27 protein-coding genes are annotated in these 24,676 nt (G+C 72.1%); 2 read left to right on the top strand and 25 right to left on the bottom strand.

Going from position 1 to position 24,676, the window contains the following annotated elements; translation table 11 throughout:
• Window positions 1–20 precede the first annotated feature (20 nt).
• The gene (locus WD794_15650; protein MEX2291745.1) at window positions 21–599 is read left to right on the top strand and encodes a cob(I)yrinic acid a,c-diamide adenosyltransferase; all 579 of its coding nucleotides are present in this window, start codon (window positions 21–23) and stop codon (window positions 597–599) included.
• A gap of 141 nt (window positions 600–740) precedes the next feature.
• On the opposite strand, the gene WD794_15645 is transcribed toward WD794_15650, so the two are convergent.
• The 25 genes from WD794_15645 to argS form a co-directional block, all read right to left on the bottom strand.
• On the bottom strand, window positions 741–1,169 hold the full coding sequence (locus tag WD794_15645; protein MEX2291744.1) for a DUF2550 domain-containing protein: 429 nt from the start codon (window positions 1,167–1,169) through the stop codon (window positions 741–743).
• Window positions 1,170–1,205: 36 nt separating this feature from the next.
• Window positions 1,206–1,583, bottom strand: coding sequence for a F0F1 ATP synthase subunit epsilon (locus WD794_15640; GenBank protein MEX2291743.1), 378 nt, complete (start codon window positions 1,581–1,583; stop codon window positions 1,206–1,208).
• A 32-nt stretch (window positions 1,584–1,615) separates the two neighbouring features.
• Complete coding sequence (gene atpD / locus WD794_15635; protein ID MEX2291742.1) at window positions 1,616–3,058, bottom strand: F0F1 ATP synthase subunit beta; 1,443 nt, start codon at window positions 3,056–3,058, stop codon at window positions 1,616–1,618.
• Between the two features lie 55 nt (window positions 3,059–3,113).
• On the bottom strand, window positions 3,114–4,013 hold the full coding sequence (locus WD794_15630; protein ID MEX2291741.1) for a F0F1 ATP synthase subunit gamma: 900 nt from the start codon (window positions 4,011–4,013) through the stop codon (window positions 3,114–3,116).
• A gap of 3 nt (window positions 4,014–4,016) precedes the next feature.
• Complete coding sequence (atpA, locus tag WD794_15625; GenBank protein ID MEX2291740.1) at window positions 4,017–5,651, bottom strand: F0F1 ATP synthase subunit alpha; 1,635 nt, start codon at window positions 5,649–5,651, stop codon at window positions 4,017–4,019.
• Window positions 5,652–5,701: 50 nt separating this feature from the next.
• Window positions 5,702–6,523: a F0F1 ATP synthase subunit delta gene (locus WD794_15620; GenBank protein MEX2291739.1), complete on the bottom strand. Its 822-nt coding sequence runs from the start codon at window positions 6,521–6,523 to the stop codon at window positions 5,702–5,704.
• Window positions 6,523–7,104, bottom strand: coding sequence for a F0F1 ATP synthase subunit B (locus WD794_15615; protein MEX2291738.1), 582 nt, complete (start codon window positions 7,102–7,104; stop codon window positions 6,523–6,525). The genes WD794_15620 and WD794_15615 overlap by 1 nt, the downstream gene beginning before the upstream one ends.
• Window positions 7,105–7,106: 2 nt before the next feature.
• Complete coding sequence (atpE, locus tag WD794_15610) at window positions 7,107–7,292, bottom strand: ATP synthase F0 subunit C (protein MEX2291737.1); 186 nt, start codon at window positions 7,290–7,292, stop codon at window positions 7,107–7,109.
• Window positions 7,293–7,387: 95 nt separating this feature from the next.
• The gene (gene atpB, locus WD794_15605) at window positions 7,388–8,194 is read right to left on the bottom strand and encodes a F0F1 ATP synthase subunit A (protein MEX2291736.1); all 807 of its coding nucleotides are present in this window, start codon (window positions 8,192–8,194) and stop codon (window positions 7,388–7,390) included.
• Between the two features lie 40 nt (window positions 8,195–8,234).
• The gene (locus WD794_15600; protein MEX2291735.1) at window positions 8,235–8,462 is read right to left on the bottom strand and encodes a hypothetical protein; all 228 of its coding nucleotides are present in this window, start codon (window positions 8,460–8,462) and stop codon (window positions 8,235–8,237) included.
• Between the two features lie 13 nt (window positions 8,463–8,475).
• Window positions 8,476–8,868: a hypothetical protein gene (locus tag WD794_15595; GenBank protein ID MEX2291734.1), complete on the bottom strand. Its 393-nt coding sequence runs from the start codon at window positions 8,866–8,868 to the stop codon at window positions 8,476–8,478.
• On the bottom strand, window positions 8,865–9,983 hold the full coding sequence (locus WD794_15590) for an MraY family glycosyltransferase (GenBank protein MEX2291733.1): 1,119 nt from the start codon (window positions 9,981–9,983) through the stop codon (window positions 8,865–8,867). Before WD794_15590 ends, WD794_15595 begins: the two co-directional genes overlap by 4 nt.
• A gap of 11 nt (window positions 9,984–9,994) precedes the next feature.
• Window positions 9,995–11,308 (bottom strand): serine hydroxymethyltransferase, encoded by a 1,314-nt coding sequence (gene glyA / locus WD794_15585; protein MEX2291732.1) that lies wholly within the window; start codon window positions 11,306–11,308, stop codon window positions 9,995–9,997.
• Window positions 11,309–11,333: 25 nt separating this feature from the next.
• Window positions 11,334–11,930 carry a low molecular weight phosphatase family protein gene (locus tag WD794_15580; protein MEX2291731.1) on the bottom strand — a complete coding sequence of 199 codons (597 nt, stop codon included), beginning with the start codon at window positions 11,928–11,930 and terminating at the stop codon, window positions 11,334–11,336.
• Window positions 11,927–12,565, bottom strand: coding sequence for an L-threonylcarbamoyladenylate synthase (locus WD794_15575; GenBank protein MEX2291730.1), 639 nt, complete (start codon window positions 12,563–12,565; stop codon window positions 11,927–11,929). The genes WD794_15580 and WD794_15575 overlap by 4 nt, the downstream gene beginning before the upstream one ends.
• Complete coding sequence (gene prmC / locus WD794_15570; GenBank protein MEX2291729.1) at window positions 12,562–13,431, bottom strand: peptide chain release factor N(5)-glutamine methyltransferase; 870 nt, start codon at window positions 13,429–13,431, stop codon at window positions 12,562–12,564. The genes WD794_15575 and prmC overlap by 4 nt, the downstream gene beginning before the upstream one ends.
• On the bottom strand, window positions 13,428–14,519 hold the full coding sequence (gene prfA, locus WD794_15565) for a peptide chain release factor 1 (protein MEX2291728.1): 1,092 nt from the start codon (window positions 14,517–14,519) through the stop codon (window positions 13,428–13,430). Before prfA ends, prmC begins: the two co-directional genes overlap by 4 nt.
• Before the next feature lie 64 nt (window positions 14,520–14,583).
• Window positions 14,584–14,796, bottom strand: a complete 213-nt coding sequence (rpmE, locus tag WD794_15560) for a 50S ribosomal protein L31 (protein ID MEX2291727.1) — start codon at window positions 14,794–14,796, stop codon at window positions 14,584–14,586.
• A gap of 146 nt (window positions 14,797–14,942) precedes the next feature.
• Window positions 14,943–16,727 carry a transcription termination factor Rho gene (gene rho, locus WD794_15555; protein MEX2291726.1) on the bottom strand — a complete coding sequence of 595 codons (1,785 nt, stop codon included), beginning with the start codon at window positions 16,725–16,727 and terminating at the stop codon, window positions 14,943–14,945.
• Between the two features lie 492 nt (window positions 16,728–17,219).
• Window positions 17,220–18,119 (bottom strand): homoserine kinase, encoded by a 900-nt coding sequence (thrB, locus tag WD794_15550; protein ID MEX2291725.1) that lies wholly within the window; start codon window positions 18,117–18,119, stop codon window positions 17,220–17,222.
• Window positions 18,120–18,149: 30 nt separating this feature from the next.
• Complete coding sequence (thrC, locus tag WD794_15545) at window positions 18,150–19,232, bottom strand: threonine synthase (protein ID MEX2291724.1); 1,083 nt, start codon at window positions 19,230–19,232, stop codon at window positions 18,150–18,152.
• Window positions 19,229–20,515 carry a homoserine dehydrogenase gene (locus WD794_15540; protein ID MEX2291723.1) on the bottom strand — a complete coding sequence of 429 codons (1,287 nt, stop codon included), beginning with the start codon at window positions 20,513–20,515 and terminating at the stop codon, window positions 19,229–19,231. Before WD794_15540 ends, thrC begins: the two co-directional genes overlap by 4 nt.
• Complete coding sequence (locus WD794_15535; protein MEX2291722.1) at window positions 20,515–20,772, bottom strand: hypothetical protein; 258 nt, start codon at window positions 20,770–20,772, stop codon at window positions 20,515–20,517. The genes WD794_15540 and WD794_15535 overlap by 1 nt, the downstream gene beginning before the upstream one ends.
• A complete protein-coding gene (gene lysA / locus WD794_15530) occupies window positions 20,769–22,133 on the bottom strand; it encodes a diaminopimelate decarboxylase (protein ID MEX2291721.1) in 1,365 nt (454 codons plus the stop codon). Before lysA ends, WD794_15535 begins: the two co-directional genes overlap by 4 nt.
• Window positions 22,134–22,137: 4 nt before the next feature.
• A complete protein-coding gene (gene argS / locus WD794_15525; protein MEX2291720.1) occupies window positions 22,138–23,802 on the bottom strand; it encodes an arginine--tRNA ligase in 1,665 nt (554 codons plus the stop codon).
• 141 nt (window positions 23,803–23,943) lie between these two features.
• On the opposite strand from argS, the gene WD794_15520 reads away from it, so the two are divergent.
• On the top strand, window positions 23,944–24,645 hold the full coding sequence (locus tag WD794_15520) for a DUF3105 domain-containing protein (protein ID MEX2291719.1): 702 nt from the start codon (window positions 23,944–23,946) through the stop codon (window positions 24,643–24,645).
• Window positions 24,646–24,676: the final 31 nt, after the last annotated feature.

Below are 24,676 nucleotides of genomic sequence, written 5' to 3'. Positions count from 1 at the left end.
GCCCCGTTAGGCTGCGGCTCATGGCCGTTCACCTCACCCGCATCTACACCAAGACCGGCGACGACGGGACGACCGCGCTCGGCGACATGAGCCGGGTGAGCAAGACCGACCCGCGCATCGAGGCCTTCGCCGACGTGAACGAGGCCAACGCCGCGCTCGGCGTCGCGCTCGCGCTGGGCGAGCTGTCCGAAGAGCTGCGGGCGCTGCTGCGCCAGGTGCAGAACGACCTGTTCGACGTCGGCGCCGACCTCTGCACGCCCGTGGTGCCGGACCCGCAGTGGACGCCGATCCGGGTGACCGCTGACTACACCGAGCGCCTGGAGCAGGCCTGCGACCGCTACAACGCCGACCTGCCGAAGCTGGACAGCTTCATCCTGCCCGGCGGCACGAGCGGCTCGGCGCTGCTTCAGGTCGCGCTGACGGTCGTACGGCGGGCCGAGCGCCGGACCTGGGCGCTGCTCGAGGCCGAGCCGCAGGCGACCCATCAGGAGCCGGTGCTCTACCTCAACCGGCTGTCCGACCTGCTGTTCATCCTGTCGCGGGTCGCCAACGGCGGCGACGATGTGAAGTGGGTCCGCGGCGCCGGCCGGACCGGGTAGGGCCGCGCCGCACCGGGACCGCCCACCGGCGAACGTCGCGCTGATCCACGCGGAGTTGCAGGTGGTTCGCGCGTTCAGAACCACCTGAAAGTTCGCGTGGATCACCAGAGTGGGAGCGGAGTACGCCGGCCGGGCCGAGCGCTAGACCGGCAGCGTGGCGCCGGGCGGCCGGGCCTCCAGCCAGGCCAGGAAGCCGGTGACGGCGGCGCAGCTCATCGCCAGCTCGACCGGCTGCCCCTGCACCTGGCACTCGAGCACCGCGGCGCCCTGCAGCAGCGCCCGGTGCTCGCCGCCCGACGGCTCGCGCCGCCGCACGACCTGCAGGCTGCGCCGCGAGTAGCGCCGCCGGGGCCGCGGCGCCAGGCTGAACACGCGGTACCAGAGCAGCTCGTCGTCGACGAACCGCCCGACGCCGTTGACCCAGCCGCGGCCGTGGCCGGGCGCCTTCAGCCGCAGTGACAGCTCGATCGTGCCGCCGGCGCGCTGCAGGCCGACGCGGCGCAGCAGGCCGGCGCCCACGACGAGCACGACGAGGACGGCCAGCGAGAGCAGGACCTGTGCTGCGCTCACGCCGGGTAGCGGCCGTCGGGCTCTGCGTCCGTGGGACTACGCCGGCTGCCCGGCAGCACGCAGGCGGCTCTCGGCCCGGCGCTGCGCCGCGACATCCTGCTCACCGCGCGCCCGGTCCAGCGCGGCCCGGGCCCGGCCCGCGTCGATGTCCTGCGCCAGCTCCGCCACCTCGGCCAGGATCGTGACGCCCTCGTCGGTCACCGAGAGAAAGCCTCCGTGGACCGCGGCGAACAGCTGCGCGCCGTCGGGCTGGTAGACGGTGACCACGGCACCCTCGGCGAGCTGGCCGAGCAGGGGCGCGTGACCGGGCAGCACGCCGATCTCACCCTCGGTGGTACGCGCGGTCACCTGGGTCGCCTCGCCGCTCCACACCTCACGCTCGACCGAGACCAGCTCGACGTGCAGCTCCGCCACTTTCACTCCTTCTCGTACGTATGGGGCCGGGTCTACGAGCCGAGCGCCTTGGCCTTCTCCTCGACGTCCTCGATGCCGCCGCACAGGAAGAACGCCTGCTCGGGGATGTGGTCGTACTCGCCCTCGGTCAACTTCTTGAACGAGGCGATGGTCTCCTCGATCGGGACGAACTTGCCGGGCTGGCCGGTGAAGGCCTCCGCGACGAAGAACGGCTGCGACAGGAAGCGCTGGATCCGGCGGGCCCGGTTGACCAGGACCTTGTCCTCCTCGGCGAGCTCGTCGATGCCGAGGATGGCGATGATGTCCTGCAGGTCCTTGTAACGCTGCAGGATGCGCTGCACCTCACGGGCGACGCTGTAGTGCTCTTCACCGACGAACCGCGGGTCCAGGATCCGGCTGGTCGAGTCCAGCGGGTCGACGGCCGGGTAGATGCCGAGCTCGGAGATGGCGCGCGAGAGCACCGTCGTGGCGTCCAGGTGGGTGAAGGTGGTATGCGGCGCCGGGTCGGTGATGTCGTCGGCCGGCACGTAGATCGCCTGCAGCGAGGTGATCGAGTGTCCACGCGTGGAGGTGATCCGCTCCTGGAGCACGCCCATCTCGTCGGCCAGCGTCGGCTGGTAGCCGACGGCGCTGGGCATCCGGCCGAGCAGGGTGGACACCTCGGAGCCGGCCTGGGTGAAGCGGAAGATGTTGTCGATGAACAGCAGCACGTCCTGCTTCTGCACGTCGCGGAAGTACTCCGCCATCGTCAGTGCGGACAGCGCGACGCGCAGCCGGGTGCCCGGCGGCTCGTCCATCTGACCGAAGACCAGCGCGGTGTCGGCGATGACGCCGGACTCGGTCATCTCCCCGAACAGGTCGTTGCCCTCGCGGGTGCGCTCGCCGACGCCGGCGAACACCGAGACGCCGGAGAACTCCTTGGCGACGCGGTAGATCATCTCCTGGATGAGCACGGTCTTGCCGACGCCGGCACCACCGAACAGGCCGATCTTGCCACCGGCGACGTAGGGCGCGAGCAGGTCGATGACCTTGATGCCGGTCGGGAAGATCTCGGTCTTGCTCTCCAGCTGGTCGAAGGCCGGCGAGGGCCGGTGGATCGGCCAGTAGGTGTCGGCGTCGACGCTCTCGACGTCCAGCGGCTGCCCGAGGGCGTTGAAGACGTGCCCCTTGGTCGCGTCACCGACCGGGACCATGATCGGCGAACCGGTGTCGGTGACGTCGGCGCCGCGCACGAGGCCGTCGGTCGGCTGCATCGCGATCGCGCGGACGAGGTTGTCGCCGATGTGCTGCGCGACCTCGAGCGTCAGCGTCGACGTCGTCTCGCCCATCGTGCGGTCGACCTCGAGCGCGTTGTAGATGGCCGGCATCGCGTCGGGCGGGAACTCGACGTCGACGACGGGGCCGATGACGCGAGCGACCCGGCCGGTGCCGCCGGCCTCGGGGGCGGCAGCGGGGCTGTCGGCGGTGAGGGTCATGACGTTTCCTCTTCCTGGCTCGGGTCTGGTGCGGGCGTGGCGGGTGGGAGCAGGGTCAGGCGTCTTCGAGCGCGGTGGCGCCGCCGACGATCTCGCTGATCTCCTGGGTGATCTCGGCCTGCCGGGCCGAGTTCGCCGCTCGGGTGAGCGACTTGATGAGCTCGTCCGCGTTGTCGGTCGCGGCCTTCATCGCGCGGCGCCGGGAGGCCGACTCCGATGCCGCGGACTCCAGCATGGCCGCGTAGACGCGGGTCTGCACGTAGCGCGGCAGCAGCGTGTCGAGCAGGGCTGCGGGGTCGGGCTCGAACTCGTACAGCGGGAGCACGAAGTCCTCCGGCGGCGCCTCGTCGGACTCCTCGACCACCAGTGGCAGGATCCGGTTCGCCACCGCCCGCTGGGTCAGCGCCGAGACGTACTCGGTGTGCACGACGTGGATCTCGCCGGTGCCCCCCTCCTCCTCGGTACGCAGAAAGGAATCGATGAGCGCGTCGGCCACCTCGCGGGCGTCCTCGTAGGTCGGCTGTTCCGAGAAGCCGGTCCAGGACTGCTCGATATGCCGGTTGCGGAACTTGTAGAAGCCCACCGCCTTGCGGCCGACGAGGAAGGAGGCCGGCTCCTTGCTCTCGTTGCGCAGCAGCTCCTCGAGCTGGGCGGCGGTCTTGAGCGCGTTGGCGTTGTAACCGCCGGCCAGGCCGCGGTCGCTGGTGATGACCAGCACGGCAGCCCGCTTCTCGTCCGTCTGCTCCTGCAGCAGCGGATGGTCGAGGGTGGCCGTCTGCGAGGCGAGCGCGGAGATGACGCGGGTGATCTGCCGGGAGTAGGGCTTGGCCGCGTTGACCCGGGCCTGCGCCTTGACGATGCGGGATGCCGCGATGAGCTCCATCGCGCGGGTGATCTTCTTCGTCGACTTCACCGACCGGATGCGGCGGCGGTAGACGCGGAGCTGGGCACCCATCGGTCAGCGGCTCTTGTACTTGGTGATCGTCTCCTGGCCACGGTCCTCGGCGTCCATGGCCTCCTCGGGCGCCTCGTTCACCAGACTCTTGCCCTCACCGGTGGTGAACTGCTTCTTGAAGTCCGCCACCGCCCGCTCGAGCTGGCCGATCGTGTCGTCCTCGAGCTTGCCGGTCTGCACGATCGCGTCGTAGATCGCGGAGGCGCTGCGGCCGATGTAGTCCAGGAACTCGGTCTCGAAACGGCGGATGTCCGCGACCGGCACGTCGTCGAGGTGGCCATTGGTACCGGCCCAGATGGAGGCGACCTGGTGCTCGACCGGGAACGGGGAGTACTGCGGCTGCTTGAGCAGCTCGACCAGCCGGGCGCCACGCTCGAGCTGGGCCTTGGAGGCCTTGTCGAGGTCGGAGCCGAACGCGGCGAAGGCCTCGAGCTCGCGGTACTGCGCGAGGTCCAGGCGCAGCCGGCCGGAGACCGCCTTCATCGCCTTGCGCTGCGCCGAGCCGCCGACGCGGGAGACCGAGATGCCGACGTTGATGGCCGGCCGGACACCGGAGTTGAACAGGTCGGTCTCGAGGAAGATCTGCCCGTCGGTGATCGAGATGACGTTGGTCGGGATGAACGCCGAGACGTCGTTGCCCTTGGTCTCGACCAGCGGCAGGCCGGTCATCGAGCCGCCGCCGAGCTCGTCGGACAGCTTCGCGCAGCGCTCGAGCAGGCGGCTGTGCAGGTAGAAGACGTCACCCGGGTAGGCCTCACGGCCCGGCGGGCGGCGCAGCAGCAGCGAGATGGCGCGGTAGGCGTCGGCCTGCTTGGACAGGTCGTCGAAGACGATCAGCACGTGCTGGCCGTTGTACATCCAGTGCTGGCCGATGCTCGAGCCGGTGTACGGCGCGAGGTACTTGAAGCCGGCCGGCTGCGACGCCGGAGCGGCGACGACGGTGGTGTACTCCATCGCGCCGGCCTCCTCCAGGCGACCGACGGTCTCGGCGACCGTGGAGCCCTTCTGACCGATGGCGACGTAGATGCACTTGACCTGCTTCTTGGGGTCGCCGGTCTTCCAGTTGTCGCGCTGGTTGATGATCGCGTCGATCGCGACGGCGGTCTTGCCGGTCTGCCGGTCGCCGATGATGAGCTGGCGCTGGCCGCGCCCGATGGCCGTCATCGCGTCGACCGCCTTGATGCCGGTCTGCAGCGGCTCGGACACCGGCTGGCGCTGCACGACGGTTGGAGCCTGCAGCTCCAGGATGCGCCGACCCTCGGCGACGATCTCGCCCTTGCCGTCGATCGGCTTGCCGAGCGGGTCGACGACGCGACCGAGGAAGCCGTCGCCGACCGGCACGGACAGGATGTCGCCGGTGCGGCGGACCGGCTGGCCCTCCTCGATACCGGCCGGGTCGCCGAGCAGAACCGCGCCGACCTCGCGGGTGTCGAGGTTCAGGGCCAGGCCCAGTACCCCGCCCTCGAATTCGAGCAGCTCGTTGGCCATCGTGGAGTACAGCCCCTCGACCCGGGCGATGCCGTCACCGACCTCCGTGACGACGCCGACCTCCTCGCGGGTGGTCTCGGCGCTGTACGACGTGACGTACTGCTCGATCGCGGACCGGACGTCCTCCGGGCGGATGCTGAGCTCCGTCATGCTCTTTTCCCTGCTCTCGTTGTCTGCGTGGGGCGGTGTGCGGATGTGGGTCAGCCCGCGAGCGTGCGGCGGACGTCGTGCAGTCGGCGCGACACGGTGCCGTCGATGACCTCGTCACCGACGCGCACCTCGAGGCCGCCGAGGACGGTCGGGTCGACGTCGACCTGCAGCGAGACGTCCCGGCCGTAGATGCGGGTCAGCGAGGAGACCAGGCGGGCCTGCTGGCCCGCGTCCAGCGGCCGGGCCGCGCGCACCTGGGCGACGTAGCGCGCCCGGCGTGCGGCGGCCAGATCGAGCAGCTCCTCGATCGCGGACTCGAGCGACTGCGCCCGCGGCCGAGTGACCGCGATCTCGAGCAGCCGCACCGTCGTCCGCTGGGCCTTGCCGCCGAGCAGCTCGCGCAGCAGCCCGCTCTTGCGGTCCGCCGGCAGGCCGGGGTCGGTCAGCGCCGCCCGCAGCGCGGGCTCGCGCTCGAGCAGCCGCTCGAAGCGGAAAAGCTCGTCCTCGACCTCGTCGAGCACGCCTTCGCCCTCGGCGGCGGTCAGCGCGGCGGTGGCCGCGAGCCGCTCGACGACCTGGCGCAGGTCCTGCGAGGCGTTCCAGCGGTCGGCGACCAGGTCGCGCAGCACCGACAGCGGGAGCGGCGCAAGTTGCGCGCCGAGCAGCGTGTCGACGAGCTGCTGACGGCTGCGCGGTGTCGAGGCGGGGTCGGTGAAGGCACGCCGCAGCGACGGCTCCCGGTCCAGCAGGACGGCGACGGCGAAGAGCCCCTCGCTGACCTCCGCCGAGCCGGCACCGCCGGGCAAGCTGCCGATGCTCTCCTCGAAGCGCGTGAGCGCGCTCTTCAGTGCATCCCGGCTGGCGCCCTGCATCAGCGCGCCGTCCCTGCGGAGGCGCTCTCCAGGCCGTCGAGGAAGCGCTCCACGGTGCGCCGCTCACGCGCCTCGTCCTCGAGCGATTCGCCGACGATGCGCCCGGCCAGCTGCACGGCCAGGCCGCCGACCTCGCGGCGCAGCTCGGCCACGACCTGCTGGCGCTCGCTGGCGATCTGCGCGGTCGCCGCCTCGGTGATCCGGGCCGCCTCGGTGCGCGCCTCGACGCGTGCCTCCTCGACGATCTGCGCCCGCTGGGCCTGCGCCTCGGTCCGGATCCGGCCGGCCTCGTTGCGGGCCTCGGCCAGCTGCTCGCGGTACTGCGCCAGCAGGGCTGCCGCCTCCTCGCGCTCCCGCTTCGCCTCGGCCAGGCCGCCCTCGATGGCGGCCGTCCGGTCGGCGTAGGCCTTCTCGAAGACCGGGAAGACCTTGGCCCGCAGGAACAGCAACAGCAGCGTGAAGGCGACCGCTCCGACGATCAGCTCGGAGACGTGCGGGACGAGAGGATTCGGCTCCTGGCCGGCCTCGATGGCAAGCACCGCCGCCTCGTCGAGGAGGGCGGTGCTGACAAGGGACGCCACGGCTAGAGCACGAAGGCGAGGCCGATGCCGATGATGGCCAGGGCCTCGGCGAGGGCGAAGCCGAGGATGGCGATGCTCTGCAGCACGCCTCGGGCCTCGGGCTGGCGGGCGACGCCGCTGATGTACGCAGCGAAGATCAGCCCGATGCCGATGCCGGGGCCGATGGCCGCGAGCCCGTAGCCGATCATGTTCAGGCTGCCGTTCAGTTCGCCTTCCACAGACGTTCCTCTCACGATGGTGGTGCTCAGGGTGGGGCTCGGGACAGTTGGGGCGTGCGGTCGAGCTAGTGCTCGTCCACCAGCGCGCCGCCGATGTAGAGCGCGGCGAGCAAGGTGAACACATAGGCCTGCAGGAGCTGGATGAAGGCCTCGAAGAACGTGACGACGATGCTGGCGAAAATCGACACCGAGCCGGCGAGGACGCCGACGATGCCGCCGTACTCCAGCAGGAGGTACTCGCCGCCCAGGATGAACAGCACGAGCACCAGGTGCCCTGCGAACATGTTGAGCGTGAGACGCAGGCAGAGCGTCACCGGACGCACGACGAAGTTCGACAGCAGCTCGATGGGCGCCAACAGGATGTAGACCGGCCAGGGGATGCCGGGCGGGAACATCATCGCCTTGAAGTAGCCGACGAAGCCGGCCCGCTTGATGCCGAGGTAGTTGTAGACGGCCCAGACCATGACCGCGAGCACCAGCGGGATCGCGATCTTCGAGGTGCCGGGGAGCTGGAACGGCGGGATGATGCCGAAGAGGTTGTTGACGGCGATGAAGAAGAACAGCGTCGCGAGGAAGGGCACGAAGCGCAGCCCCTCCTTGCCGAGCGTCTCCATGCCGATGCCGTTGCGGACGAAGCCGTATGCGGACTCGCCGACGTACTGCAGCTTGCCCGGGACCATGCCGCCGCCGGCCGCGGCCCGGCGCGAGGCAGCGTAGAAGAACGCTCCCACCAGCACCGTCGCCAGCAGGACGACGACGATCGGCTTGTCGACCTCGAAGGCGCCGATCGAGAAGAAGGGCGGCGGCTCGAAGATGCTCGGCCCGGGGGGCGTGAAGCCGTTGCCCTCGGCGGCGAGGAGCGTGCTGCTCACGACGTCCTTCCTGTACGGACCGGCACAGAGCGGCAGCCGGTCATGGCTGCCTACCGTAGCGAAACCACACGAGGTACAGGCCAGCGCCCATGCCCAGGAGCAGCCCGACCAGCACGAATGCCGTGTTGTCGAACTTCTCGCTCAGCAGGTAGCCGGCTCCGCCCCACACGAGCACCCCGGAAATGACCAGGCCCAGGGCTCCGTACGCATCGGCTTCGCCCTTGCGCCGGAAGTCCTTCGACTCGTCGTCTGGGGACGGGGGCGGCATGGCAGAGGGAAGACTACAGGGTGGCCCGGGACCGGCCGACAAGGGCCACCTGCGTGCCGACCCAGACCAGCGTGCAGGCGATCAGGGTGAGCGCGAGCCAGCGGGTGTCGACGGCTCCGGAGCGGGCCACGACGCTCAGCACGACGAGCAGTCCGACCAGCCGCAGCGCGTAGGTCATGAGCAGCAGGACCAGGCCGATCCCCGCGAGGGACAGGTCGCCGCCGACCAGCAGTAGCGGCAGCGCGCCGGTCCAGAAGAAGACGAGCACGAGTGCGGCCGCCACGAGCGCCCCCACGGCAGCGCCCTCGACACCTGACAGGGCCCCGGCCAGCGCCGACAGCGCACCGGTGAGGGCGACGGTGACCGGTGCGGCCCGCGGCCCGTCCAGGCGGCGGAGCGCGCTCACCGCTCGCCCGGGTCCACGGCTCGCAGCCTGGGCACCCTGGAGATGACGAGGGCGACAGCGGCGGCCAGACCCAGCCCAGCCAGGACGGGCAGCGGGCCTCCGCTGACCGAGACGGCCACCGCGCCGAAGGCCAGCAGCGCCGTCCAGAAGTACATGATGAGTACGGCGCGGGTGTGGCTGTGGCCGATCTCCAGCAGCCGGTGGTGCAGGTGCTCCTTGTCCGGCGCGAACGGCGAGCGACCGGCCCGGGTGCGTCGGACGACGGCGAGCAGCAGGTCGACGAACGGCACGGCCAGCACGGCGAAGGGCAGCAGCAGCGGCAGCAGCACCGGGAACTGCGCCGTTGCGGGCAGGTTGGCGTAGTTGACCTGGCCGGTCAGGCTGATCACGGAGGCCGCCAGCATCAGCCCGATGAGCATCGAGCCGGAGTCGCCCATGAAGATGCGGGCCGGGTTGAAGTTGTGCGGCAGGAAGCCCAGGCAGGCACCGGCCAGCACGACGGCGATCAGCGTCGGCGCGCTGATGCGGTCCTGGGCCACGCCGCCCGTGACGCCGCCGCTGGCCAGGGAGTAGGAGAACGCGAAGAAGGCGAGCGCCGCGATGGCGCCGACACCTGCCGCGAGGCCGTCGAGGCCGTCGACGAAGTTGATGGCGTTGACCGTCAGCAGGGTGATCGCGACCGTCAGGACGACGCTCTCGGGGCCGAGCGAGATCGCGCCGACGCCGGGGATGGTGAGGGTGACGAGCTGCAGCCCGATCAGCACCATGGTGCCGGTGGCCAGCACCTGCCCCGCCAGTTTGGTGAGGGCGTCGAGGCCCCACCGGTCGTCGACCGCCCCGAGCAGCACGATCAGGCCGCCGGCGATGACGACCGCCTCGACGTCGGAGTAGCGGAACACCCGCGACAGCGCCGGCAGCGAGCCGGCGACGAGGAAGCCGGCGCACACCCCGGCGTACATCGCCAGGCCGCCCAGGCGCGGCGTGGGGATGGCGTGCACATCGCGGTCGCGCGGCTGCGCGATGGCGCCGGAGCGGAGCGCGAAGCGGCGCGCGAGCGGCGTCAGGAGGTAGGTGACGGCCGCGGCGACGCACAGGACGAGCAGGTACTCCCGCACAGGGGCGCAGGCTAGCCGGGCGTCGGGGCGTCGGTCGCGCCCGACGCGCTCGTGGAACGGGCCTCGGCGGGACGACCGTAGGCGGGGTGCGCCTGGACCAGCGCTGTCACGGCGGCCCGGACGTCCCCGGCGGCCGAGCCGTCCTCGTCGCGCACGGCTCGGCCGATGAGCGAGCCGATCTCCTTCATGTCGGCCTCGGTCATCCCCTGGGTCGTGACGCTGGGCGTCCCCACGCGCACGCCGCTGGCGACGGAGGCGGGCTGCGGGTCGTACGGGATGGCGTTCTTGTTCAGGACGATGCCGGCGCGGTCGCAGCGCGACTCGGCGTCCTTGCCGGACACGCCGATCCCCTGCAGGTCCAGCAGCGCCAGGTGGGTGTCGGTGCCGCCGGTGACCGGGCGCATTCCCTCCGCCGCGAGTGACTGCGTGAGCGCCTGGGCGTTGGCGATGACCTGGCGGGTGTAGGTGGAGTACTCCGGGCTCATGCACTCCTTGAAGTTGACCGCCTTGGCGGCCACGGCGTGCATGAGCGGCCCGCCCTGCATCATCGGGAAGACCGCCTTGTCGAGCTTCGGGGCGTGTTCGGCCTTGCAGACCAGCGCTCCACCGCGCGGGCCGCGGAGCACCTTGTGGGTGGTGAACGTCACGACGTCGGCGTACGGCACCGGGCTCGGGATCGCCTTGCCCGCGACCAGGCCGATGAAGTGGGCGGCGTCGACCATGAAGACGGCGCCGACCTCGTCGGCCACCTCGCGGAAGGCGGCAAAGTCGATCAGCCGCGGGATCGCGGAGCCGCCGGCGATGATCAGCTTGGGCCGCTGCTCGCGGGCGAGGTCGCGCATCTGGTCGTAGTCGATGTCCTCGCTGCCCTGGGCGACCCCGTAGTGCACGGCCTGGAACCACTTGCCGGAGAAGCTGACCTTCGTGCCGTGCGTGAGGTGGCCGCCGTGCGGCAGCGACATCGCCAGAACCTTGTCGCCGGGCGACAGGAACGCGCCGTAGACAGCGAGGTTGGCACTGGCGCCCGAGTGCGGCTGCAGGTTCGCGTGCTCGGCGCCGAACAGCTGCTTTGCCCGCTCGATGCCGAGCTGCTCGGCGCGGTCGACGACCTCGCAGCCGCCGTAGTAGCGCCTGCCGGGATAGCCCTCGGCGTACTTGTTCGACAGCGTGCTGCCGAGCGCGGCAAGCACCGCCGGGCTGGTGAAGTTCTCGCTGGCGATGAGCTGCAGCCCCCCGCGCAGGCGGGTGAGCTCGTCCAGCACGACCCCGGCGATCTCCGGGTCCGTCTGCTCGAGGGCGGCGAAGTCGGGTCCCCAGAAGGTCATGCGGTGCTCCTGTCCACAGGCGGGCTTACCTGGACTCTACGGCGGCGGCGATGAGGTCGAGCGGGCGCTGCAGACTGCGGCGCACCAGGTCGCCGCAGACGGTGAAGCCGTGTTCCGGTCCCTGGTACGGGTCGGCCAGGTCGTCGTCACGCGGCGAGCCCGGCGGCACCAGGCCGCGCCGTCCGGCCGCGGCGCGGACCAGCTCGCGGGCCCGCTCGACCGGGTCGCTCGCCGTCAGCTGCGCCGGCTCGACCTCGCCGGTCAACCGGTCGAACTCGCGCAGCGTGAAGCTGCGGGCGGCGGCCCGCGGGTGCAGGACGACGGCGGCCGCACGGTGCTCCCGGGTGGCCCCGAGCACCAGGTCGGCCCGGGCGACGTGCTCGGCGACCAGCTCACGCGCCCGGAAGTCCGTGCCGTCCAGGCTGACGCTCTGCAGCGTCGAGAGGGCGTACGGCTCCATCGGTGCGCCGGCCTGACCCCAGGTGCCGGCCGAGTCGACGACGAAGCGCCCGGAGGCCGGCCCCAGACGCTCCTGCAGCCCGGCGCGCGTCAGCCGCTCGGCCATCGGCGACCGGCAGATGTTGCCGGTGCAGACGTGCAGGATCCGGAACACCTCGCTCATCGGGGCCCCTCGACGTCGGGCAGGAGGGCCTGCAGGTCGGCGAGCTCCAGAGCGCCGACCCGGCGCACCTGTGGTGGCGATCCGGTCAGGTCGACGATCGTCGACGCTTTGCCGTCGCCGCTGGTGCCGGCCTCCAGGTAGACCGCCACGGAGCTGCCGAGCTGCTCCTGCGCCTGCGCGGCATCGGTCGCGGGCGGCAGGCCGGTGCGGTTGGCGCTGCTGACCGCCAGTGGTCCGGTCTCGGCCAGTACGGCGAGCGCGACCGGGTGCAGCGGCATCCGGACAGCGACGGTGCCGCGGGTCTCCCCCAGGTCCCAGGCCAGCGAGGCGGCGGCGGGCACGATGAGGGTGAGCGGTCCGGGCCAGAAGGCCTCGACCAGGCGGCGCATGCGCGGCGTGACCTGGTCGGCGAGGCCGTCCAGACCACGCCAGGAGCCGACCAGGACCGGCACCGGCATGTCGCGGCCGCGGCCCTTGGCGGCGAGCAGTCGGTCCACCGCAGGTGGCGAGAACGCGTCGGCGGCCAGCCCGTAGACGGTGTCGGTGGGCAGCACCGCGAGGTCACCGCGGCGCAGCGCCGCCACGGCCTGCGCCACGCCCGGGGCCGGGTCCTCCCGCACGTCGTGGACGGTCACCGGGTGCCGGCCCAGCGGGCGGTGACGTAGCGGTCACGATCGGCGTAGTCCTTGTGGTCCTGCACGTCCGACCAGCCCCCGGCCTGCTCGAACAGGGCGGGTGCGATCCGTCCCTGCCGGTCGGAGTGCTCGACGACCACGAGGCCGCCCGGCTTGAGCAGCCGCCGGGCGGCCTGCTCCACCAGACGGATCACGTCGAGGCCGTCCTCCCCCGCCCACAGCGCAACGCCCGGGTCGTGGTCGAGGACCTCCGGGTCGGGCAGGTGCGCCTCCGTCGTCGCGACGTACGGCGGGTTGCTGATCACCAGGTCGAGGGTGCCGTCCGAGCCGGGCAGCGCGTCCTCGGCGCTGCCGAGGTGCAGCTGCACCGCGGGATCGCCGGCCTTGATCCGGTTGGCGGCATTGCGGTGCGTCCAGGCCAGCGCGTCGGCGTCACGCTCCACGGCATGCACCACCGCCCCCGGCACTTCGTTGGCCAGCGCGAAGGCAATGGTGCCGCTGCCGGTGCACAGGTCGACGCAGAGCGGCTTCTCGACGCCCTTCAGCGCGTCCACCGCGAACTGCACGACCGATTCGGTCTCCGGCCGCGGCACGAAGACACCGGGCCCGACCTCGAGTTCGATGTAGCGAAAGCCCACGCTGCCGGTGAGGTGCTGCAGCGGCACGCGGGCGGCCCGGCGCGCGACGAGCTCGTCGTACGCCGCCGCCTGGTGGTCGTCGAAGTCGTCGACCAGGAGCAGGTCCGAGGGCTTGGCGAGGCCGACGACGTGCACCGCGAGGGCGCGGGCATCGTGCTCAGGGCTGTCGACCCCGGCCTGCCGGAGCCGGGTCGTGGCGGCCTGCAGGGCGGCCCGCAAACGGGTCATGGGCTGTCCGGCCCGGCGAGCTTGGCGGCGGTGTCGGCGTCCACCAAGGAGGCGATGACGGGGTCGAGGTCGCCGTCCAGCACCTGTACGAGGTTGTTGGCCTTGTAGCCACTGCGGTGGTCGGCCACCCGGTTGTCCGGAAAGTTGTAGGTGCGCACCTTCTCGCTGCGGTCCACGGTGCGGATCTGCGCGCCGCGCACGGCGCTGTCCTTGGCCGCCTGCTCCTCGAGGGCCAGCGCCAGCAGCCGGGCGCGCAGCACGCGCATACCGGCCTCGCGGTTCTGCAGTTGGCTCTTCTCGTTCTGCATCGCCACGGTCACGCCGGTGGGCAGGTGGGTGATGCGGACCGCGGAGTCGGTGGTGTTGACGCTCTGCCCGCCGGGTCCGGACGAGCGGTAGACGTCGATGCGCAGGTCGTTCTGGTCGATCGTGACGTCGACCTCCTCGGCCTCGGGCAGCACCAGGACGCCGGCGGCGGAGGTGTGGATGCGGCCCTGGCTCTCGGTGACCGGGACGCGCTGCACGCGGTGCACACCGCCCTCGTACTTCAGCCGGCCGAAGACGGGATCCGCCGGGTCGCGGCTCTTGACCGCGAGCTGGATGTCCTTGAAGCCGCCGAGCTCCCCCTCGGTCGCGCTGATGACCTCGACCTTCCAGCCGCGCTGCTCGGCGTAGCGGGTGTACATCCGGACGAGGTCGCCGGCGAACAGCGCGCTCTCGTCGCCGCCCTCGCCGGCCTTGACCTCGAGCAGACAGTCCTTGGCGTCGGCGGGATCCCTGGGTACGAGCAGGTCCCTGATGCGGCCCTCGAGCCCGGTCAGCTGCTCCGCGAGGTCGTCGGCCAGCTCGGCCATCTCGGTGTCCTCGGCAGCCATGTCGCGGGCTGCCTGCAGGTCGGCCTGCACGACCTCCTGCTCGCGGATCGCGGCCACCAGTGGGCCGAGCTCGGCGTAGCGCCGCCCGAGCTCGCGGGCGCGCGCCTGGTCGGCGTGCACCGACGGGTCGGCCAGCTGCTCCTCGAGCTCGGCGTACTCCGACAGGGCGTTGTCGGTGGGCGTGCCGACACCGCGTTCGCTCGAACCGGCCATGCTCGTCCTTCCTCCGACACGACAGCGGCGCCCGTCCCCTGAGGGGACGGGCGCCGCCGGACGGCTACTTGGAGCGCTTGCCGAAGCGCTGCTCGAACCTCGCGACGCGGCCGCCGGTGTCGAGGATCTTCTGCTTGCCGGTGTAGAAGGGGTGGCACTGGGCGCAGACGTCCGCGCCGATCTTGCCGCTGGCCTCGGTGCTCTTGGTCGTGAAGGTGTTCCCGCAGGTGCAGGTCACCGTCGTCTCGACGTAGGTCGGGTGGATGTCGGCCTTCATGGCGGTGCCTCTCGGTCAGGTGAGCCGCCGGGTCGCCGCGGACGGCGTGAACCGGTGCTCGTGCAGGGACCAGTGTGCCAGAACGGCCCACCGGGAGGTCCAACGCCCGACCCCCCGCGCGTACTCCCCCGGGTGGAAGGGAGGTACTACTTCTCGTCGGGGTTCACCGTCGTCTTCTGGATCTGCATGAGGAACTCGACGTTGGTCCGGGTGGCCTTCATCTTGTCCAGCAGCAGCTCGAGGCTGGCGGTGGTGTCCAGCGCGTGCAGGACCCGGCGCAGCTGCAGGACGATCCGCAGCTCCTCGGGCGCGAGCAGGATCTCCTCCTTGCGGGTGCCGGAGGCGTCCACGTCGATGGCCGGGAAGATCCGCTTGTCCGCCAGCCGTCGGTCCAGCTTGAGCTCGGCGTTGCCGGTCCCCTTGAACTCCTCGAAGATCACCGTGTCCATCGCGGAACCGGTCTCGACCAGCGCCGTGGCGAAGATCGTGAGTGAGCCGCCGTTCTCGATGTTGCGGGCGGCCCCGAGGAAACGCTTCGGCGGGTACAGCGCCGCGGAGTCCACCCCACCGGTGAGGATCCGGCCCGAGGCAGGCGCACCGAGGTTGTAGGCGCGCCCCAGCCGGGTGATCGAGTCGAGCAGGACGACCACGTCGTGCCCGAGCTCGACCAGGCGCTTCGCACGCTCGATGGACAGCTCCGCCACGGTGATGTGGTCCTGCGGCGGCCGGTCGAAGGTCGAGGCGATGACCTCGCCCTTCACCGAGCGCTGCATGTCGGTGACCTCCTCCGGCCGCTCGTCGACCAGGACGACCATGAGGTGGCACTCGGGGTTGTTCGTGGTGATGGCGTTGGCGATCGCCTGCATCACCATCGTCTTGCCGGCCTTCGGTGGGCTGACGATCAGGGCTCGCTGGCCCTTGCCGACCGGCATCACCAGGTCGATCACGCGGGTGGTCAGGATGCTCGCGTCGGTCTCGAGCCGCAGGCGGTCCTGCGGGTAGAGCGGCGTGAGCTTGGTGAAGTCCGGCCGCTTCCTGGCCTCCTCCGGATCCATCCCGTTGACCGTGTCCAGGCGGACCAGGGCGTTGTACTTGTCCCTGCGTTCGCCCTCGCGCTGCTGGCGCACGGCGCCGGTCACGGCGTCTCCGCGGCGCAGGCCGTGGCGACGCACCTGCTGCAGCGAGACGTAGACGTCGTTCGGACCCGTGAGGTAGCCGGTGGTCCGCACGAAGCCGTAGTTGTCGAGGATGTCGAGGATGCCGCCGACCGGGATCAGGACGTCGTCGTCGCTGAGAACCGGGTCGGGGTCGTTGCCGAAGCGCTCGCCGCTGCGGTTGCGGTTACGCCCGCGCCCGCGCTCGCGGAAGCGGCCACGCCTACCGCCGAACTCCTCGTCCTCACGCAGGCCGTCCTGGCGCGGGCCGTCCTGGCGCGGGCCGTCCTGGCGCGGACCGTCCTGGCGCGGGCCGTCCTGGCGCGGACCGCGGTCGGTGCGGTCACTCCGGGGGGCGCGGTCGCGGGGCGGAGCGTCGGACCCGGCCGGAGCCTCACCGGCAGCGGCGGCCGCAGCCATCCGCTCCTGACGGCGCGCCTCCCGCTCGAGGAAGCGCTCGCGACCGCGGTCGACCCGCTCGGCCTGCTCGCCCTCACCCTCGTTTTCCCGGGGCCCGTCCTGGGCGGAGGCGCCGTCGGTCTCGGTGCGACGGTCCGAAGCGGCGTCACCGTCCGCGCCGGACGCCGCGGCAGCCGCAGCCGGCTCGATGCGCCCCGCAGCCGCAGCCGGGTCGGTGCGATCGGCGGCAACCGGCTCGGTGCGCTGGGCGGCGCCCTGCTTGTCCTGGATCGCTTCGATCAACTGGCTCTTGCGCAGTCGCCCGACGCCGCTGATACCGAGCTCGCCGGCCAGCGCCTGCAGCTCGGGCAGGACCATGGCGGCCAGGCCGCCGCTGGCGGCGCGGCGCCGCGTGCGCGGTGCGGCGGTCCCTCCTGGAGCAGGAGTGGAATCGGCCTGCGGAGAAGGCGCGTCCGCGCCGTTCGGGAGCAGGTCGGTGGTGTCGGTCAAGGAGGGTCCTCCCGGTGGGCTGCCCGGCCGCGGGCGCGGCGGGGGCAGAGGGTGCATCCGGCTGTCGAGACGGCCGGTGGTCCTCGCCGATCGGCGAGGTGCTTCGTGGGCCGTCGCCCCGGCGGTCGAGAATGCGGACCGCAGGGCCGGCTCGCACAGCCCGATCAACGGCGCCGGGGCCGGGCCTCGACGGGCGGAAAGGGACCGGGGCAGAGGCTGCGACAGGGGCGTCGCGCTGCCCGGCAGCGAACACGGGCCCCGGACCGGGGCGACTGTGCACGTCCAGAGTAACGACGCGTGCCCGACTTCACAACCAAGACGGCGACAAGGGCGAGGGGACAAGGGCGGGCCGGCCGTTCCTCAGCGTGTCCCGACGACGTAGGCGCCACACGGCTCGACGGCGAGCGGCAGCACCGTCCAGCCCTCCCGGGGTCCCGTGACGGCCCGCCGGCCGGCGACCGTGGTGAGCGCCAGCACCGTGGGTCCGGCGCCGCTCACCACTGCCGGCACACCCGCCGCGCGCAGCGACCTCACCAGCTCGGCGGTGGCGGGCATCGCGGGCGCACGGTAGCCCTGGTGCAGCCGGTCCTCGGTGGCGGCCATCAGCAGCGCCGGGTCGGCCGTCAGGGCCTGCGGCAGCAGTGCTGCGCGGGAGGCGTTGAGCACGGCGTCGGCGTACGGCACCGTTGCCGGAAGCAGGCCGCGTACCTGCTTGGTGGAGGAGCGGGTGGCCGGCACGAACGCGACGGGGGCGAGGTCGGCGTGCGCATCCAGCCGCAGGACCCGCGGGCCGCCGGGCTCGGTCCAGGCGAAGGTCACCCCCCCACGCAGGCAGGCCGCGACGTTGTCCGGATGCCCCTCCAGCTCGTCGGCGAGATCGAGGCGAGCCTGCGCGTCGAGCTCGGCGTCGAGCACCAGCGCACCCGCCGCGACGACTGCGGAGACGATCGCCGCAGACGACGACCCCAGCCCGCGGGCGTGCGGGATCCGGTTGGTGCAACGCACCTGCAGTCCGGGCGGCTGCCCGCCGAGCCGCTCGAAGGCAGCGCGCAGCGACCGCACCACGAGGTGCCGCTCACCCCGGGGCAGGTCATCGGCACCCTCCCCCGTGACCTCGACCGCCAGACCCGCGCGGGTCACGCCCACCACGACGTCGTCGTGCAGAGACAGCGCGAGCCCGGCGCTGTCGAACCCGGGGCCGAGGTTGGCGCTGGTGGCGGGAACGCGCACGTGGACGGGGGCATCGCGAAAGCGTGGCACCTCAGTCTCCTGCCGGGCCGGCGGAGACGCTCAAGCCAGACCCAGGGCCGCCGCTGCCGCCACGGCGCTGTTGGCCACGGTGACCGGTTTGGGCGCCCCGGAGATGGCCCAGTCCGGGTCCTTGAGACCGTTGCCCGTGACGGTGCAGACCACGCGGGCACCCGCCGGGATCAGACCCTGTTCGTGCGCCTGCAGCAGCCCGGCAACGCTCGCCGCGGAGGCGGGCTCGACGAACACGCCCTCCTTCTGCGCCAGCAGCCGGTAGGCGGACAGGATCTGGCGGTCGGTCACGGCCTGGATGTCGCCGCCGGACTCGTCGCGGGCATCCAGCGCCTGCTGCCACGAGGCCGGGTTGCCGATCCGGATCGCCGTCGCAATCGTCTGCGGGGCAGCCACTCTCACTCCCGAGACGATGGGTGCCGCACCAGCCGCCTGGAAGCCCAGCATCATCGGCCGCGACGTGGTGACGCCGTCCCCGGCGTACTCCTTGTAGCCCTTCCAGTAGGCCGTGATGTTCCCGGCGTTGCCGACCGGCAGGCAGTGGATGTCCGGGGCGTCGCCGAGCGCGTCGCAGACCTCGAAGGCGGCCGTCTTCTGTCCTTCGATCCGGTCCGGGTTGACCGAGTTGACCAGCGTCGTCGGGTAGTCCTGGGACAGCACCCGGCACAGGTCCAGGCAGTCGTCGAAGTTGCCCTGCACCTGGAGCAGCCGGGCTCCGTGTACCAGTGCCTGGGCGAGCTTGCCGAGGGCGATCTTGCCGTCGGGCACCAGCACAGCGCAGGTGAGGCCGCCTTTGGCGGCGTAGGCCGCGGCGCTCGCGCTGGTGTTGCCGGTCGACGCGCAGATCACCGCCTGCGAACCGGCCTCGAGCGCCTTGCTGATCGCCATCGTCATGCCGCGGTCCTTGAAGGAGCCGGTCGGGTTGGCGCCCTCGACCTTGAGCCAGACCTGCGCGCCGACGACGTCGGACAGCACGGTCGCGGCCACCAGCGGGGTGCCGCCCTCGAGCAGCGTGACGACCGGTGTCGCGGCCGTCACCGGCAGCCGGTCGCGGTACTGCTCGATCAGCCCCCGCCAGCCGGCCCAGGCCTTGCTCTCGGCCACTGCTGTCATTGCGAACCCTCCACCCTCATCACGGACGCGACGGCACGGACGCTGTCGAGCCCCCTGAGCTGCTCCACCACACCCTGCAGCGCGGCGTCGGTGGCGGTGTGGGTCACGACCACCAGGCTCGCGTCGTCCCCGTGCCCCTCCTGCCTGACCGTGCGGATCGAGACGTCGTGGTCGGCGAAGGTGTTCGCCACGGCCGCGAGCACTCCTGCCTTGTCGGCCACGTCCAGGCTGATGTGGTACCTCGTGACGACCTCGCCCATCGGCCGCACGCGGAGGGCGGCGTACGACGACGCGCCGGCGCCGCGCGCACCGGACAGCGTGTTGCGGGCCACCGCGACCAGGTCGCCGAGCACCGCGCTGGCGGTCGCGGCTCCGCCGGCGCCCGGGCCGTAGAACATGAGCCGGCCGGCGCTGGCCGCCTCGACGAAGACGGCGTTGTAGGCCTCCCGGACACTGGCCAGCGGGTGCGACAGCGGGATCATCGCCGGGTGCACCCGGACGCTCACGGCGTCGCCGTCCTTCTCCGCGATGGCGAGCAGCTTCACCACGCTGCCCATCGCCTTGGCACTCGCGACGTCGGCGGCGGTCACCTCCGTGATGCCCTCGCGGTGCACGTCCGCGGCGACGACGTCGGTGTGAAAGGCCAGCCCGGCCAGGATCGCCGCCTTGGCCGCAGCGTCGAAGCCTTCGAGGTCGGCGGTCGGATCGGCCTCGGCGTAGCCGAGCGCGGTCGCCTCGTCGAGGGCGTCCGCGAAACCGGAGCCCTGCTCGTCCATCCGGGTGAGGACGAAGTTGGTGGTGCCGTTGACGATGCCGGTGACGCGTGAGATGTGGTCACCCGCAAGGGATTCACGCAGCGGGCGCAGCAGCGGGATGGCCCCGGCGACGCTGGCCTCGTAGTAGAGGTCGGCGCCCCCCGCGACAGCCGCGGCATGCAACGTCGCGCCGTCCTCGGCGAGCAGCGCCTTGTTCGCGGTGACCACGCTCCTGCCCGCCCCGAGCGCGGACAGGATCAGCGTGCGGGCTGGCTCGATCCCGCCGATGACCTCGACGACCAGGTCGATGTCGTCGCGCGCGACGAGTCCCGCTGCGTCGGTGGTGAACAGCTCGTCGGCGACGGGCAGATCGCGGGCCCGGCCGCGCCGGCGCACCGCGATCCCGGCCAGCTCGAGCGGCGCCCCGACACGGGCCGCGAGGTCGTCACCGGAGCTGTACAGCAGCCGGACGACCTCGGAGCCGACCGTGCCGCAGCCGAGCAGGGCGACGCGCAGGGGGGCGGTCATCAGACCACCTTCACGGGATCGTGCTGGCTGGTGGTGCAGCAGGTACAGGTGCGCCCGGACTCCCGGCGCCGGCGCTGCTCGACGACACGCGCCCGGCGGGCGCCGGCAGCGAGCAGGACCAGGACCACGACGGCGTATGCGGCGGACGCTGCGGCGCCGGCCAGCGCGAGGACCAGCAACCCCAGGCAGACCAGCACGCCGAGCAGCGCGGCCAGGAACAGCAGCTGCAGGCGACGGCCGCTCGTGTTGCCCCTCATTCGGTGTCCAGGCGCAACAGGTCGTCCTCGGTCTCACGCCGCACGAGCACACGGGCGGTGCCGTTCCTGACCGCGACGACCGGTGGGCGGGGAACGTGGTTGTAGTTACTGGCCATCGAGCGATGGTAGGCACCGGAGGCGGGCACCGCGACCAGGTCGCCCGGGGCGAGATCACCCGGCAGCGGCACGTCGTGCACGACGATGTCGCCGCTCTCGCAGTGCTTTCCGCACAGCGTGACGTTCGCCGGCTCGGCGCCGGACGCGCGCGAGGCGAGCACGGCGGTGTACCGAGCGTCGTACAGCGCCGTGCGGATGTTGTCGCTCATGCCGCCGTCGACACTCACATAGGTGCGCAGGCCGGGCAGCTCCTTGACGGTGCCGACCTCGTACAGCGTGACGGTCGTCGGGCCGGCGATGGCCCGACCGGGCTCGACGGCCAGCCGCGGCACCGGCAGGTCGACCGCCTCGCACTCCCGCACGACGATGCGGCGCAGCCCGTCGGCGTACTCGAAGACGTCCATCGGGTCGTCGGCGGCGGTGTAGGCGATTCCCTGGCCGCCGCCGAGGTCGAGCTCGGGCAGGACGACGGCGTGCTCGTCGCGTACCGCCGCGAGCAGGCCGACCATGCGGTGCGCGGCGAGCTTGAAGCCGTGCACGTCGAAGATGTGCGAGCCGATGTGGCAGTGCAGCCCGATCAGCTCGAGCGAGGGCTGCGCGAGCACCCGCCGGACCGCCTCGGCGGCCGCGCCGCTGGCCAGGGAGAAGCCGAACTTCTGGTCCTCCTGGCCGGTCTGGACGTATTCGTGGGTGTGTGCCTCCACGCCGGGCGTCACACGGACGTAAACGCGCTGGCGCACCCCGGCGCCCTCTGCCACGGCCGCGATGCGCACCAGCTCGTCGAAGGAGTCGATGACGATGCGGCCGACACCGACCTCGACGGCGCGCTCGAGCTCGGCGACCGACTTGTTGTTGCCGTGGAAGAGCACCCGCTCGGTCGGGAAGCCGGCGTTCAGCGCGACCGCCAGCTCACCGCCGGTACTCACGTCGAGTGACAACCCCTCCTCGGCGACCCAGCGTGCGACCGCCGTGCACAGGAACGCCTTGCCGGCGTAGTAGACGTCCGCCGCCGGCTCCCCGGAGGCGGGCCCCGGGTCGAAGGCCTGCCGCCACTCGCGGCAGCGGCGGCGGAAGTCGTCCTCGTCCAGGACGTAGGCCGGGGTGCCGAACTCCGCGGCGAGGTCGCGTACGTCCACACCGCCGAGCTCCAGGACGCCGGCATCGGAGCGGGTGGCGTTGCGCGGCCAGACGGCCGGCTCGAGGTCGCTCACCCGGACGCTCGCGGCGGCAGGCAGCACGGTCACCAGCTCACATCCGCTCCGGTGCCGTCACGCCGAGCAGTCGCAGGCCGTTCTCGAGGACGGTGCGGGTGGCCCGCCACAGCAGCAGCCGCGGCGCCGTCGTGGGCGCGACCTCCTCGTCGCCCTTGGGCAGCACCTGGCAGTCGTCCCAGAACCGCTGGGCCGCCTTGGCGACCTTCTCCTCCAGGTAGCGCGCGACCCGGTGCGGCTCCCGCAGCTCCGCGGCCGTCGCCACGACCTGAGGGAACTCCGCGAGCGCCAGCAGCAGCTCGGCCTCGCGCGGGTGGGTGAACAGCGACAGGTCGACCGACGCGGGATCCGGCTCGGCAATCCCCATCTCGGCAGCATTGCGGAGTACGGACGCCGCGCGGGTGGCGGCGTACTGCACGTAGAAGACGGGGTTGTCGCTGCTCCTGCGGGTGACCAGGTCGACGTCGAGGTCCATCGCGGAATCAGCCGACGACCGGGCCAGCGTGTAGCGGGCAGCATCCACGCCCACCAGCTCGACCAGGTCCTCGAGCGTCACCATCGTGCCGGCCCGCTTGGACATCCGGATCGGTGCGCCGCCCTGCAGGACGTTGACCAGCTGCCCGATCGGCAGCTCGAGCGTGGTGTCGGGGTCGTCGCCGAAACACGCGGCCATCGCCCGCATCCGGCCGACGTAGCCGTGATGGTCGGCACCGAGCATGATCACGACCTTGTCGAAGCCGCGGCCACGCTTGTCGAGGTAGTAGGCGGCGTCGGAGGTGAAGTAGGTCGTGCTGCCGTCCGACTTGACCAGGACCCGGTCCTTGTCGTCGCCGAAGTCGGTGGTCCGCAACCAGACCGCGCCGTCCGCCTCGTAGACGTGGCCCTGCCCGCGCAGCCGCTCCAGCGCGCGGCCGACGGCGCCGGAGGTGGCCAGCGACAGCTCCGAGAACCACACGTCGAAGTCGACGCCGAAGGACCGCAGCGACGCGCGGATGTCCTCGACCATGAGCGCGGTGCCGTCGGCGCGCAGCACCTCGAGGATCTTGGTCTCGTCCTCGGCGGGCAGGCCGGCGTTGCGCCACAGCACCCGGGCGGCCACTGCCGGCACATACGCGCCGGCGTAGCCGTCCGCAGGCACCGGCTCGCCCTTCGCGACCGCGAGCAGCGACTCGGCGAACCGGTCGATCTGCAGGCCGGCGTCGTTCACGTAGTACTCCCGGGTGACCTGGGCACCGCTGGCCTGGAGCAGCCGGGCGAGGGCGTCGCCGACGGCCGCCCAGCGCACCCCGCCGATGTGGATCGGCCCCGTCGGGTTGGCCGAGACGAACTCCAGGTTCACGACCTGCCCCGCCGCAGCGTCGTTGGTGCCGTACGCCGCTCCCCGCTCGAGCACCTGCAACGCGACCTGGCCGAGCGAGGCCTGACCCAGCCGCAGGTTCAAAAAGCCCGGCCCGGCGACGGCGACCTGCTCGATGCCGCCGACCTCGCGCAGCCGGACGGCCAGCAGCTCAGCCACCTCCCGCGGCCGCCGGCCGGCCGCCTTGGCCAGCTGCAGCGCGATGCTGGTGGCATAGTCGCCGTGTTCCTTCACGCGGGGGCGCTCGACGCTCACCTCGGGGGGCGGCGTCACGGCCAGCTCACCGGCCTCGACGGCGGCCACGACGGCGGCCCGCACCGCGGCGCCGAGCTCGGAGGGAGTCACCGTCCCAGGGTAGTGCCGCCCCGCACCTAGACTTCCGCGCAGGCGCGTGCAGGGAACGCCTCTGCGGCGCTGCTCGTCCGCATCGTCGGGACCGGCCCGGTCCCGCCCCCCGCTGCACACCTGAACGAGGACGGTCTCCGCATGGCTCGCACACCCGCCACTCCGCGCCGGGCGGCCCCCACGAAGGTCTCCAAGCCCTTCCCGTGGGGCACCGCCCTCGGATCGCTGCTGCTGGCGGCTGCGCTCGTCGGGATCGTCGCCTACGCCGCGCTGAACCAGGGGTCAGGCGTGCGCGACCTCGTCCGCAACCCCGATGCCGCCATCGAGGGGGTGGCGGTCGCCGATGCGGAGTCGCTGAGCCAGGGGCATGTCGCGGGGACGGTGGACTACCCCCAGACGCCACCGAACGCCGGCGACCACAGCGCCACCCCGCAGCAGTGCGACGTGTACACCGAGCCGATCGCGCCGGAGCACGCCGTCCACTCGCTCGAGCACGGCGCGGTGTGGATCACCTACAACGACGAGGTCCCGGCCGACCAGGTCGAGAAGCTGGCCGGCAAGGTGCGGGGGAACCCGTACGGCCTGATGAGCCCGCTGCCCGAGCAGAGCAGCCCGATCAACCTGTCGGCGTGGGGTCGGCGGCTGTCGGTCGACAGCGCCGAGGACGACCGCATCGACGACTTCATCGAGGCCTACGCCAGCGGGCCGCAGACCCCGGAGCCGGGTGCCGCCTGTTCCGGGACCACGAGCACCGGGCCGGTGCAGCCGGCCGCTCCGGACGCGGTCGCGCCGTCGGCGGCGGTGGAGGTGCCGGTCGACCCCAGCGCCGCACCGAGCAGCTAGCGCCGCACCGAGCAGCTAGCGCCGCACCGAG

Source organism: Mycobacteriales bacterium, from assembly GCA_040902655.1.
Classification (GTDB): Bacteria; Actinomycetota; Actinomycetes; order Mycobacteriales; family SCTD01; genus SCTD01.
This window is presented reverse-complemented; position numbering and strand designations above follow the sequence as displayed.